Origin of the sequence: Halobacteriovorax sp. HLS, from assembly GCF_004006665.1 — a bacterium.
In the GTDB taxonomy this organism is placed as follows: domain Bacteria; phylum Bdellovibrionota; class Bacteriovoracia; order Bacteriovoracales; family Bacteriovoracaceae; genus Halobacteriovorax.
In genome coordinates this window covers 31446-44126 of record NZ_QOCL01000001.1, presented here as the reverse complement: position 1 = coordinate 44126, position 12681 = coordinate 31446, and the positions used below count along the sequence as shown (strand labels likewise).

General features: G+C 36.4%; 16 protein-coding genes. 6 read left to right on the top strand and 10 right to left on the bottom strand.

The window, feature by feature from the left end:
- Window positions 1-52: 52 nt before the first annotated feature.
- The gene (locus DPQ89_RS00220; protein WP_127713977.1) at window positions 53-574 is read left to right on the top strand and encodes a hypothetical protein; all 522 of its coding nucleotides are present in this window, start codon (window positions 53-55) and stop codon (window positions 572-574) included.
- A gap of 38 nt (window positions 575-612) precedes the next feature.
- On the opposite strand, the gene DPQ89_RS00215 is transcribed toward DPQ89_RS00220, so the two are convergent.
- The 5 genes from DPQ89_RS00215 to DPQ89_RS00195 all read right to left on the bottom strand — a co-directional run bounded on the left by DPQ89_RS00215 (window position 613) and on the right by DPQ89_RS00195 (window position 4853).
- Window positions 613-1101, bottom strand: coding sequence for a DUF4442 domain-containing protein (locus DPQ89_RS00215; protein ID WP_127713976.1), 489 nt, complete (start codon window positions 1099-1101; stop codon window positions 613-615).
- Window positions 1094-2854: an adenine deaminase gene (gene adeD / locus DPQ89_RS00210; RefSeq protein ID WP_370350387.1), complete on the bottom strand. Its 1761-nt coding sequence runs from the start codon at window positions 2852-2854 to the stop codon at window positions 1094-1096. Before adeD ends, DPQ89_RS00215 begins: the two co-directional genes overlap by 8 nt.
- The gene (locus DPQ89_RS00205) at window positions 2851-3498 is read right to left on the bottom strand and encodes a hypothetical protein (protein WP_127713974.1); all 648 of its coding nucleotides are present in this window, start codon (window positions 3496-3498) and stop codon (window positions 2851-2853) included. The genes adeD and DPQ89_RS00205 overlap by 4 nt, the downstream gene beginning before the upstream one ends.
- On the bottom strand, window positions 3499-4263 hold the full coding sequence (locus DPQ89_RS00200) for an aminotransferase class IV (protein WP_255411283.1): 765 nt from the start codon (window positions 4261-4263) through the stop codon (window positions 3499-3501).
- Window positions 4264-4352: 89 nt separating this feature from the next.
- Window positions 4353-4853: a rhodanese-like domain-containing protein gene (locus tag DPQ89_RS00195; protein ID WP_127713972.1), complete on the bottom strand. Its 501-nt coding sequence runs from the start codon at window positions 4851-4853 to the stop codon at window positions 4353-4355.
- A gap of 85 nt (window positions 4854-4938) precedes the next feature.
- On the opposite strand from DPQ89_RS00195, the gene DPQ89_RS00190 reads away from it, so the two are divergent.
- The 3 genes from DPQ89_RS00190 (at window position 4939) to DPQ89_RS00180 (ending at window position 7405) form a co-directional block, all read left to right on the top strand.
- Window positions 4939-6192: a CFI-box-CTERM domain-containing protein gene (locus tag DPQ89_RS00190; protein ID WP_127713971.1), complete on the top strand. Its 1254-nt coding sequence runs from the start codon at window positions 4939-4941 to the stop codon at window positions 6190-6192.
- Between the two features lie 13 nt (window positions 6193-6205).
- Entirely contained in the window at window positions 6206-6595 is a 390-nt protein-coding gene (locus tag DPQ89_RS00185) for a response regulator (RefSeq protein WP_127713970.1), read from the top strand.
- A gap of 66 nt (window positions 6596-6661) precedes the next feature.
- Window positions 6662-7405, top strand: coding sequence for a YebC/PmpR family DNA-binding transcriptional regulator (locus DPQ89_RS00180; protein WP_127713969.1), 744 nt, complete (start codon window positions 6662-6664; stop codon window positions 7403-7405).
- Window positions 7406-7442: 37 nt separating this feature from the next.
- On the opposite strand, the gene DPQ89_RS00175 is transcribed toward DPQ89_RS00180, so the two are convergent.
- The 4 genes from DPQ89_RS00175 to DPQ89_RS00160 are packed head-to-tail and all read right to left on the bottom strand — an operon-like array spanning window position 7443 to window position 8719.
- The gene (locus DPQ89_RS00175; RefSeq protein ID WP_127713968.1) at window positions 7443-7649 is read right to left on the bottom strand and encodes a hypothetical protein; all 207 of its coding nucleotides are present in this window, start codon (window positions 7647-7649) and stop codon (window positions 7443-7445) included.
- Window positions 7650-8042, bottom strand: a complete 393-nt coding sequence (grxD, locus tag DPQ89_RS00170; RefSeq protein ID WP_127713967.1) for a Grx4 family monothiol glutaredoxin — start codon at window positions 8040-8042, stop codon at window positions 7650-7652. It abuts the gene before it with no gap.
- A gap of 23 nt (window positions 8043-8065) precedes the next feature.
- Window positions 8066-8320, bottom strand: a complete 255-nt coding sequence (locus tag DPQ89_RS00165) for a BolA/IbaG family iron-sulfur metabolism protein (protein WP_127713966.1) — start codon at window positions 8318-8320, stop codon at window positions 8066-8068.
- 15 nt (window positions 8321-8335) lie between these two features.
- On the bottom strand, window positions 8336-8719 hold the full coding sequence (locus DPQ89_RS00160) for a hypothetical protein (RefSeq protein WP_127713965.1): 384 nt from the start codon (window positions 8717-8719) through the stop codon (window positions 8336-8338).
- A gap of 98 nt (window positions 8720-8817) precedes the next feature.
- Here DPQ89_RS00160 and DPQ89_RS00155 point away from each other — a divergent pair, with 98 nt between their 5' ends.
- Both DPQ89_RS00155 and DPQ89_RS00150 read left to right on the top strand, forming a co-directional pair.
- Complete coding sequence (locus tag DPQ89_RS00155; RefSeq protein WP_127713964.1) at window positions 8818-11709, top strand: helicase C-terminal domain-containing protein; 2892 nt, start codon at window positions 8818-8820, stop codon at window positions 11707-11709.
- 7 nt (window positions 11710-11716) lie between these two features.
- Window positions 11717-11911: a hypothetical protein gene (locus tag DPQ89_RS00150; RefSeq protein ID WP_127713963.1), complete on the top strand. Its 195-nt coding sequence runs from the start codon at window positions 11717-11719 to the stop codon at window positions 11909-11911.
- A gap of 6 nt (window positions 11912-11917) precedes the next feature.
- Here DPQ89_RS00150 and DPQ89_RS00145 read toward each other — a convergent pair whose 3' ends face one another.
- The gene (locus DPQ89_RS00145) at window positions 11918-12658 is read right to left on the bottom strand and encodes a hypothetical protein (protein WP_127713962.1); all 741 of its coding nucleotides are present in this window, start codon (window positions 12656-12658) and stop codon (window positions 11918-11920) included.
- Window positions 12659-12681 lie beyond the last annotated feature (23 nt).

Here is a 12681-nt window from a genome sequence, read left to right as displayed (position 1 = left end):
TTAAAATAAATCATTAACAATTTTTTAATTCTTTCTAAGACAAGGAGTGTCTATGAACTTTCAATCTATAAATACTGAAACCAAACAAAATTTAGAGGCCATCGGAATCATTGGAATGGATGAGGACGGTAATTTTGAGTTTTCTCAAACAGTTTTAGATGACGACATGGAAGATGTTGAAAAGCAAGGTTTAAAAATGATTGCTCCTTTTAAAAAAGCAGCACCAAAGAAGGTTAAGAAGACTACTAAAGCTGCTAAGGCCACAAAAGTAATGGATACTCCTCAGGAGCACAAGGTTATAAGAAAATATACAATAAATTTTTCTAAGACTGAAACAGAAGAGGCCGAACTTGTTATGGCAACAATTGAAGACCTCGGAAATGAAGTTGATATTAAAGATATTTTTTCATTCGTTATGACTAAAGGCTTTAGTCATGAAGAAAAAGAAGAAATTAGGAAATTAGCTTCAGCAAGATTGTTAGAAGAGAAGCTGAGTAAGTACTTAAAGGATCACAAATTAAAAATGGATAAAGAAGAGCTTCTCTTACACTTTTTAAATGAAAAATTACAATAATTAAATTAATTTAGGCAGATCAATCAAGGTTGATCTGCTTAGGTATTTACTTTCTTAGGAAATCTCTTCTTTGCATCTTTTCTTCGAATGTAGAGAGTTTTATTCACTCTCGCAACTACTTGTCCATTTTCATCTATAACCTCAACATCAAAAATTGGTCGATGGCTAAAGTTATTAAGACAATTTTGTTCTATTTCTCTAACTCTTTCATCACTAATTTTAAAAGTCGCGCGAATAGTGCCTTTGGCCGGATTTACAAACTCAATACTTGCGCCCTGATCCCAGATAATATGATCTTTTTTAAGTTTATGTAGCAGCATGAACATACAAAAAGGATCAGTCATGCTAAAGATAGAGCCGCCGTAGTGAGAGCCAACATAGTTCGTATTAAAAAAGTGTTGTTTCATTCTAACGGTAACAATACTCAAATCATCATTAAAAGATTCAACGGCTATTCCACTGGCGAGCAAAGGTGGCCACCAGCGGATATACTTTAAAACTGTCTTAGGAGTTATTCTTTTAATCATCTTTTAAGTTTATAAATTCAAACTTCGTAACATCTACAAGTCCTTTGTCTGTGATCTTTAGGCTTGGGATAACCGGAAGCGCTAAGAATGCCATTTGGATAAATGGCTCATTTAAGTGAACTCCAATATCCTGACATGCCTTTTTAAGTTCAATAATACCTTCTGTAATGACTTCAGCATTTTCAAGACTTAGAAGGCCTGCGATAGGTAGAGCTAGACTTGCTGTAACTTTATTATTGTCCACAACACAGAAACCACCACCCATTTCGATAAGCTTATTAGCTGCTATGGTCATTTGTTCCTCATTCTCTCCGATAACAATTATATTGTGAGAGTCATGAGCGACAGAGGAAGCTATTGCTCCAGATTTAAGCCCAGAACCTTTTACAAGTCCTAGAGCAGGTTTAATATTTTTTCCATATCTTTCAATTACAGAAATAAGCCTAATATCATCTGAGTCAAAACTCTTTCCATCATGCTTTATTTTTAAATGATTAGTAATGATTTCATCTTTAACAATTTCGATTACGTTATATGTTCCTGCAGTGATATTGAACTTTATTTCTTCTGCACTAAGTGGAGCTCTTTTCATCGTATTTTCGATTGGAGGAGCCGATTGATCCAGCTTTTGCTGAATTTGGTCTGGAAGATTTAACTCCTTAACAGGAACACCTTTCATGAACACATCTTGAATATCTACTTTCTTTAAGTCTTGAATGAGTACAATATCTGCCTGGCGTCCAGGAGCAATGAGTCCCAATCTCTTGAGACCAAAGTGTTTAGCTGCAGAAAATGAACTTAGTCGATAAGCAACATGAGGAGCTATTCCTATCTCATTAATCATTTTCTTTATAAGGTAATTGATATGTCCTTCATTAAAGATTTCATACGGGTTTCTATCGTCTGTACAAAGTAGACATTGGCAAGAGTTAAAGTCATTTACTAGAGGGGCCAGTGTTTTTAAGTTTTTGGCAACACTTCCTTCTCTTATAATAAGAGACATTCCTTTAGAGAGCTTTTCTTTTCCCTCTTCTTGAGTGATGGTCTCATGGCAATTTTGAATCCCTGCTGCGATATATGCGTTAAGCTCCTTTCCTTGTAATAGGGGGCAGTGTCCATCTAAGTTAAGTTCTTGGAACTCTTCTACTTTATCTAGAACATCATCGAAAGCATTAATAACGCCGGGAAAATTCATCATTTCGGCAAGACCTAGAACATTCTTATGCTCTTTATACTTTTTCATTTTCTCTAGCGGGAATGGCCCTCCATTCGTTTCGAAGCCAGGTAGGGCAGGGACGCATGAGCTAACTTGTACAAATAGGTTTTGATTCATAAGTTCACTACAACGTAAAAACCAGCTAAACCCTTTATCACCCATAACATTTGTTATTTCATGAGGGTCACAAATCGCTGTGGTCGTTCCAAGGGGAAGAGTCAGTCTTTCAAATTCAAAAGGATGCATCATTGAGGATTCAATATGTAGGTGACCATCTATAAAACCAGGAACAGCAGTTGCCCCTTTAGCATCAATTATTCGCTTCGCTTTTTGATCTAAATACTCCAGACCAGTTCCTGCAATTGTCTTTCCTGCAATTGCAATAGCGCTTTCATTAACTTCTCCGTTAACAAGATCAAGAATCTTTACATTCTTTATGAGAATATCAATCTCACCATCTCCTCGAGCAACGCTTAGTACATGTTTGAGCTCTTCTCTTGATAACTGTTGAGTGTTCTTTTGCTGTAACATATTTATTCCTTTATATAGTCTTTGACGACTTCGCAATATTTTGACTTTTCTGATTGGTAGCATGCTCTTTTAGCATAGCTCTTTGTATGTTCTTCCTGTTTTATAATCTTGAAATATATGGCCATATTTACACAACTCATCGCATACTGCTCACACTTCTTAGATAGCTCTCGAATTGTGGCCTCTTTAATTTCTAGCTTTAGCTCAACTAGAGTGGCGATATTTTTTGAGATGATATTAATAGAAGATGGTCCTAAAGTAGAGTACATCAGTACTTGTTCAAGAGCGTTGTAAGACTTTATATTAGTTGCAAAGAAATTAATTCCACTTTTTTGAAGTTGATTCAGCACTTCTAAATCATAGAGTTCTGTAAAAATATAATAGAGAATATGATTTCTTTGTTCTCCTAGTTGAGCTAGGTCAATATTTAACTCTTTTGCCTTTTGAATATCTTTTATATCGAAGTAGCTTCCTCTTGAAATAAAGTATTTTTGATTTTCTTTTTCACGCATTTGAAACTTCATATAAGTTAAGGCAGAGATCATAAATAGTATTATGAAAATGATCAATGGGGCCCTATCACGTCGGTATTTTCCTTCACGTAGGATTTCAATTAAGCGATTCGTCTTTTTCTGAGTTTCTGATTCCATTTATATTCCAAATGTTTCTTTGTAGAGTTTAAGTAACTTCTGTGTTGTCGTTCCAGGTTGCCCATTAGCAATGAATTCGTTATCGATTTTTGTAATCGGTACAATCATCTTAGTAGTACTTGTTAAAAAGCATTCATCAGCAGCCTTTAACTGATCGGCATTGAAGTTTTCCTCTTTGACGACGTAACCATGGTCTCTTGCTATTTCAATAAGTGACTTTCGTGTAATCCCTCCAAGCAGACCAGTCTCAATTGGAGGAGTGAATAAGATATTGTCTTTGACAATCCAAATATTGGAAGTGGTTGCTTCAGTTATTTGTCCTTTAGCATTTAACATAATAGCGTCAAATGCGCCCTTGTTCTTGGCCTCACTTATGGCGAGAACATTATTCAAGTAATTTCCTGACTTAATATTTGGGTCCACGGCATTTACTGAATTTCTAAGAATTTGTGCAACAACCATATGCACTCCTTTCTCATACCACCACGTAGGGTTCGCTGCTAAAGCTTTAGTAATAATAATTAGGTTATTATTGGTTGCAAGAGCAGGGTCGAGTCCTATTTCTCCTTCTCCTCGAGTGAGAACAATTCTTATATAGATATTCTGAGCATCAGTGGCATCTACCACCCTTTGTATTTGTAGAGTTATTTCTTCTCTAGAAAGAGTTATTGGCATACCTAGTTTACTTGCACTAAACCACAGCCTATCTAAGTGCTCTTCAAGTTTAAAAATTTTCTTATTAAAGGTTTGAGTGACTTCATAGATTGAGTCTCCATAGAGAAAACCACGATCAAAAACAGAGATCTTCGCTTGTTCAGCAGTTGTAATTAATCCATTAATATTAACTAGAGCTTCTATTTGTAGACTCCTATGTATCCTTTAGGAAGTAAATTCCAAGCGTCACTATAAACGTGAACTTTATTCGTTTCTATGTCTTTACTGTAAACCTTTTGTCCCTTCATAACCCAGCCAAGAATACTCTCTTTTAAGTTTACTGCTTTAAAGCCTTTATTTTGAAGATGGATAGCATACTTTGAACTTCTGTAACCAATGGTGCAATAGCTCACGACTAATTTATTCTTATATTGGTCAATATTAGCTTCAAACTCGGCCTTAGTAATAGAGTTTGGTAGAGTGCTTGTTTTTAACTCATTAGGGGAGCGAACATCTACTAGCACATAACTGGCTTTTTCTAGCTTTAAAAACTCTTCAATTGGAAGGTGTTTAATTTGTGGAAATTGCTTTTCAACTCCATCGGCCATTGATGAGACAACCAAGGACTTATCTTTCGCCTCTTCGGGTCCAATGCAGGCAGTTAAACAAAGAATAGTTAACAGGATTAAATAATGTTTCATAACTTAGAAATATTCCATGCTTAGCTTATGCTGACAAGTTCAATTAATTTGACGATTCTCGTTAATTATTGAGATAATAATTAAGATGTTTAAAACTCAAAAAATACTTGCTCTATTAATACTATTTCTTTTCGCTACTATCAGCTTTGCTAGTACTGTTAGATTATCTGACACCACGACACCTCTTGTTAATATTGCTAATATTTATGATGTTTACAATACGATAGGCGGCGATGGGACTAGTACCAGTGCTCCATTAAAGCTCTATGTACCTATCAGTGGGGGTACAACTCAAACAGATAATCATATTCTCGGAACTTCTTTACCGACAGCGGCTTCTAGCTCGCCGCTGAATATAACGATTAATATTGTTAACTCTACTGGCAATACCGTCTACCCAACTCTTTACGCTGATGACCCATCTGGGACAGATTATATTTATGTTGGAAGATCGAGTGTTGGCTGTGGCGGTTCGTCAACTTGTGATGGTGTGGTTTCGAGTTTTTCAATGAGTACGATTTGTGCTTCGGCCCTAGTTGATTGTACGACACTAACTTCAGTTAAAACTACGACTCTTTATCTCTTTTTATCTGAGTCTGGAATAGATACAGACCTTCCTGATCCTACATCTGGAACTGATGGTATCTTTATTGAATTGAAAATTAGTGGCGCGGTTTACACTTCTGCACCTTCTATCCAACCTGTGCTCACTCAAGCAACGATCGGGGATAAGAGACTTAGATATACTTATACAGTACCTTCAATACAGACCTATTTTAGAGATGTTGTAGCCTATGATAATACAGTTACTCAGTCTGGTTCGCCAAAATTCTCTGATTTAAATTCGTCCAAAGAGCTTTTGACAACTGATGATGAGATACCAGTGAATACGAGTGGCTACTTTGATTTAAAAAACCTAACAAACGAAAGGACTTATCATACTACAATTGCAGTAAGAGATAAGTTTGGATTTTTCACATTCTTTGCAGATACTTTAGAGGCCCAGCCTTTATCTATTGCTGAATTTTTGGAGAAGAACCAATGCTACTTTATTTCGGCCGGGTTCATGAAGCAGCACTATGTCTTAGATTACTTCCGCTATATCAGAGATAGCTACCTTATGAAATATAGAGTTGGCAGATTATTGGTTGATTACTACTATGCCACAGCTCCAAAATACGTCCCATTTATTCTAGAACATCCTGTCTTACAAGCATCCATACGCCTTGCGGCATTTTTTCTTTATTTTATCTTGAATTATGGCGTCTATCTTTTTGCTTTTATTCTTCTCGTAAGATTTCTTAAGTTAAGTGTTTCCAAAAGTCAGATAATTAAGTAAAATAAGTTTACTTATGCAAGAACGAAATAATATCACAGTTTTAATAGTAGATGATGAGCCTGATATCCTAGAATTAATGGAAGAAGAGTTTATCTATTATGGTTATAAGACACTCACTGCAGAGTGTGGAAATGACGCAATTGAACTTATTCGTTCTAAGCCGATTGATATTATTGTTTCAGATTATAAAATGCCTAATGGCAACGGAATGGCCGTATTAGATGCCGTCCAATTGATTGATATGAAAGATCGTCCAGAATTCTTCTTTGTATCAGGTCAGGCAGATATCTCTATTCAAGATGCACTAAACGCTGGTGCTAAGAAATTCTTTTCTAAACCATTTGATCTTGATGATCTGATAAATGAAATTGAATTAGACCTTAATCTCTCTCCTAGAAAGTAAATTCCTAAGTATTTTCGTTTTGTAAAAGCTCTGTTAGAATCATTCTTTAAAATGAAAGGAGCTATTATGGCAGGTCATAGTAAATGGGCCAATATTAGACACCGTAAAGGTGCTCAAGACAAGAAACGCGGTAAGATCTTCACTAAACTTATAAAAGAAATTACAGTTGCAGTAAAAGGCTCTGGACCAGACCCTGATGCAAATCCAAGACTTAGGCTTGCTCTTCAAAATGCTCGCGGTCAAAACTTGCCAAAAGATACAATTGATCGGGCCATTAAGAAAGCGTCTGGAGAAGGTGGCGAGGATTATGTTGAATCAACTTTTGAAGGCTATGGCCCTGATGGTTCAGCCGTTTTTATAGAGACGGCCACTGATAATAATACGAGAACAGTCTCTTCAGTTAGGGCCGCTTTTAATAAGTATAATGGCTCCCTTGGAAAGGACGGTTGTCTGCAATTTATTTTTGACCATAAAGGTGTTTTTCTTATTGAGAAAGAACAAATTAAAATGAGTGAAGATGACTTTATGTTAGAAGTCATTGACGGTGGTGCAGAAGATGTTGACTTCGATGACGAGCAGTACACTGTTGTAACAACGGCAATGGAAGACTTTGGTTCTGTGTCAGCTAAGTTAGCTGAGCTTGAAATTGAGGCACAAGAGGCTGGATTACAGAGGCTTCCTACAACAACTAAAACACTTTCAGCTGAAGATCTCGTAACTTTTAATAAACTAATCGATGTTCTTGAAGATAATGATGACGTACAAAAGGTCTATCATAATATCGAAATAGAAGATGAAGAAGAAAATTAGTTAGTATAAAAAAGGCCTAATGAATTAGGCCTTTTTCTTATTTAGCGTTTTTTAGAAGTGTCGTAACTTTCTTTAAAAGTTCTGAGCACTCTTGCTCATCCATTCCATACAACATATGACTCTGCTGCAATGGTTTAGCATTGTCGGCAGATGCTTTAAATGAGCTTAGCCTATTATTTAAATTATTTCTAAGTGTTCTAAGTTTCTTAGGAGTCCACTCAGAAATATCGTCCAAATTCTTCACTTAAGCCCCAAGTACTGTAGCTAGTTCACCTGAGTGATACATTTCAGTTAGAATATCATTCCCACCAAGAAGTTGTCCTTTTAGGTAAATCTGTGGGTAAGTTGGCCAGTTAGAAAATTCCTTAACACCTTGTCTGATATCCTGATCAGAAAGAATATCAAAAGTATTATACTTAACATTTAATGAATCTAGTATTGCTACAGTGTTTGCCGAAAAACCACATTGTGGCATTGAAGCATTTCCTTTCATAAATACGAAAATATCGCTAGATTTGATTAATGCATTAATTCTGTCATTAAGTTGTCCTTGCGCATTTTCTTCTTGAACCTGTGTTCCACCTTCTTGAGGAACTTTGTCTGAACCTAGAATATTGAATGGGTTATTATCACTCATCGTATTAACTCCTGTAAGTTATATTATATTTCAATTCCACGCTCATTGGCCTGAGCATGAGTCATGGTCTTTATTTGTACTGCATGTATTTCTTGTTTAAGCTTTTCTTTTAAAATATCCATTATCATTTGATGTTGAGCTATAAGCATTTTACCTTCAAAGGCGTCACTTACAACTAAGAGACCCAGGTGATCTTTTGTTCCAGTTAGGTCAGTTACTTGAACTTTAGCATCTTCAATATTTGATTGAATAAGCTCTACTAGTAATTGAAAATCCATTTTATTTTTCCTTTCTTATGATGCTGCCCAAAAGCTAGTAATGAATGTCATTATTCTAAAAAATAAAGTCGTTCTTCCCAACCATTTGTGCTTTTGTCTAACAGAATTATCTCCTTTGAGAAGCTTTCTACCTGATAACACCATAAGTACATACAGTATGACGGAGCCAATCGCAAAGAAGAGGTGAACTTTAAGTAGCAAAGGATTTGTCATAACCTTGGAGGCCTTAACAATTGCGCTTCGCGTGAGTTCAATTTGAAGTATGAGTAGGACATCCCAAATTATTGCGCTAGACATTATTTTAACATGCTTCTTTCTATCTTTTCTGTGATAAACACCTAAGATCATAAGAGACATGATTAAAAATGACTGTATTTGAAAAATAACTGCCGAGCTCATAGGGAATCCTTGTCATATTAGCTTACCAGATTAGAATAAAAATAGGATATTGCCAATACAACACACTTTAAGTTTAGATTATTTTTTGGAGACTATTAATGACACACCCTCTAGGAAAATGGGCCGTAATAGATATTGAAACAACAGGAATTGACCCTAGTTACGATCAGATCATAGATGTAGGTTTCCTACAGTTCGATGGGGTCGAGTTAGTGAGAAGCTACAGTTCACTTGTTCAATATGAGGGAAATCTCTCTCAATTCATAAAGAAGCTAACTGGTATTGATTCTAAAATGTTAAAAAATGCCCCCAGTTGGAAGCAAGTTGAGCCTGAGGTGATGGAATTATTTGGACACCATTTAATTGCTCACAATGCAGGCTTTGAAAAATCATTCTTAGCTGAGCATTTCAATAAAATAGACGATGGGACTGGAAGAGAAACCTATGAAGATAGCTTATTCTTTCTATCTCTAATGTTCCCTCAAATGTCTTCTTTAAAGCTTGAGAACTTTATCTGTGATTGGGGTATTGCTGATCATGAAGAACATAGAGGTTTTCAGGACTCAGTCGATCTTCTAAAAGTTATGCTAATAACCGTTGGTGTTGTTCGTAGGGACAGAACCCTTACTATGACTGCGGAAAACCTCTTTAAAAAGTATAACCTTACAGATTATTGGTATTACAATTTTTTCTGTCTCGAAGATGAAGAGTTGGAGTCTCTTGCGAAAACTGTTGAGTTAGACTTAGAAAAACATATCTCGATAGCATGGGATGCTCTTCACCCAGTTAATGAAAAAGTTGAAGCAGGTGAGAAACTTTTCTCCCTAGACTTTAGTGGTGAAAATTTAAAGTCGATTTTCCGAGATGTGGACTCAATAAAGAAGAAAACGCCATTTTATAGATACCGAGAGTCACAGGAAACATTGGCCTTAAAAGTGGGGCAGTCTTTTAAGAATAAAGTTCACTCTTTGGTTCAAGCCCCAACAGGAACTGGAAAAACCTTAGGTTATATGATTCCTGCGACATTATTTTCTCTGCAAGAACAAAAGCAGGTACTCGTCGCAACTGGAACAAAAACACTTCAGCATCAGGCCGTCTCTAAAGATGTTCCGCAACTTAGAAAATTGCTTGGACTAGATGATTCTGAATTAAAGGTTCGCCAGTTGGTCGGCTCTGGTAATCATTTGTGTGAACTTCTCTTTCGCCAGTCGATTGAGGAGGAGGACTTACTTACAGGCACCAAGGATTTTGAAGCAAAATTTACGGATATGTTCTTCGATCTTGTTTTCTTTCATAACTCTAGAGCACATGTAGATGACCAAATTACAAGAGGGGATCTTCCCTTTGTCATAAAGATGAAGTTTAAAGAGTTTGAATCTAAAGAAAAGGACGTAACAGTAGACTTTAGGTCATGCACAGGACAGAGTTGTCCGTTTAAAAGTGATTGCTCATATATAAAAGGTTTAAGAGAGGCCAAGGACGCTGATATCATTGTTGGAAATCATGCTCTGATGTTCTCATGGCCTAGAAGCTTTCCACGACCACAGTATGTTGTAGTAGATGAAGCACATAAAGTTGAAGGTGAGACTACAAGTGCTTTCACTTTCGAAGTGACACAAGATGATCTCTTTTCTTTGAATAAGACATTAGTTCATTCTCAGGGGATTGGTTCTCTTTTTTATCTCCTAGCACAAAATGAAAAAGTTGAAGGGGAGAGCACTGCTGTAATCACTCAAATTAGGGCGCGAGCGCAAGACGCTCAGCAAAGCTTGGCCGATCATCTGCAGGGACTTCCTACCATTGTAGAGAGCTTTTTTAAAAAGCGTCCTAAGTATACGGATATTTTCTGGAATGAATCACCAATGGTTGATAAGAAAAGGGGTGATGAATTATCCCTAGCAATTTTTAATCATCTGGATTCAATTAGATTTATTATTAGTGATCTCAACTTATTTCTACTTCCATACCACTCAAGATGGGATGTTAAAGAGTTGACTGATGAGAATCAAATTGTGGCCTTTACTCGTTTTGAAAAATTTGTGGGAGGCCTTGAAGATATACAAAAAGCTTTAGAGATTGCTCTGGGTGAACCTCAAATGAAACCGGGCTATACACGTTCAATAAAGTATCATGGAGATAGGGGATTTTGTGTGAGTGCCTCTCCGGTAAATGTTGGCAAGGTTCTTCACGATGGGCTTTTAGAAATTTCTGACTCTGTTGTTTTCACCAGTGCGACCTTAGGAAATGCAAAAGGTGATCAGGGTGCTAAGGGGATTGAGTGGGCCACAGGGTATTCATACCTATCTCCTGAAAAAAGATTTAAGGGAGGTTTCTTCTTACCTCCAACTTTTGACTATGAAAATAAGACAAAAGTTTATCTTTGTGATGACACTTTACCAATCTGGGATCAGAACTTTGTGCCACAAACTCTGGAGAAAATATCTAAGCTTATTCGTGACTTGGGTGGTAGAAGTTTACTCCTCTTTTCGGCCAGATCTCGATTTGAAGTCGCTAGAGAAATTCTTTTGGAGAAGTTTGAAGGAGAGTTACCGCTCTTTATACAGGGAATGGGAAATAATGTTGTTGAAGACTTTAAGAACTCGACCTCTGGAATACTACTTGGAATGGAGTCTTTTGGTGAAGGTATTGATATTCCAGGAGATGCGCTTCAATTTGTTTTTGTAGATAAAATTCCTGATTTAAGAATGGACCTCGTCATTCAAGACAGAAGAGATTTCTATGAATCTAATCTTGGTAATGAATTTACCGATTACTATCTTGCTCATAGAACACGCTCCCTCCATCAAAAATTAGGTAGACTACTTCGAACAGAAAGTGATATCGGAGGAGTTATAGTTGTAGACTCGAGAATAAGAAATTGGAAGGGTCGTACTATGGAGAAGTTATTAAAGTTAATGGAACCTTATAAACTTCAGAGAACTAACTTAAATGATGCCTGTGATGGGATTAGAGATTTCGTAATAAAGTGAGATTGAAATGATAAAAATACCTTTAACTATTATTGTAATGTTCTTAATAATTATTCCTTTTATTTCAACGCCACTTGGTGAGGAATTACTCTACGATTATCAAGATACGGCCCTACATAAAGCAATTTATTGTCAATATGTTGAATGGTTTGGAGCAGAGGGCTTTTCAAATATTAAGTTCTACTTAAAGTGTAAGCTGTAGTTAAACTTAGTCTAGATCTCTTTCTGAGAGATCGTTTAGATATTTAACTTCAATCTTTGTTCCCGCACCATCGTCTAGGAAATAGGGGATGGTGACGTGCTGGCTGACAAAACATTTTATTGAAGGAGAAGGACCCTGGTCGTCTGCTTCAATATGCTGTTCAATTTTGTATTCGACCCCTTGCACTGAAGCACCTTCTACATTTCGGTTCTCGCTAGTTAGGGTAAGCCTCTCAACTGCTATAGAATTAAAAGTAGGATCTTCTTCAAATGTCCATTGGTTTGAACTAGAAAGAACATTGAAGTAATTCTTTCCAGTTCCATCGAACTTCTTAGATCTGAGATAGAGCATAGCGGTTGCAATGGATGGTGTAGATATATAGAATTTTGGCGAAGTGTTAAGCTCTACCGATTTGCTGCCTTTACTATTTTCAAATGAGTAGGTAATAATATTTCTTTTGCTATTGAATACATAGGTTTCAACAACATTCTCATTACCAAGTACTTTATTAACCATAACCATAGTCGGTAGATAGTCTTTGTTAATTTTGTAATCAACTGTAATATTTAGAAGCTCTCCGGTTGATACTCTAGAAATCAGCTGAGACGAAAAGAGCATCCCAGAGTCATTCTTTTCTTTGAAGACTTCAAACGTTTCTTCGGAATAGACATTACCATTTCGCATAAACTTGTATGCGCCGCGATATATCTTAGTTCCTTTTCTTTTTGCATTGTCGGAGTTACTCATACTATTATTCTAGCTTAGTTTTA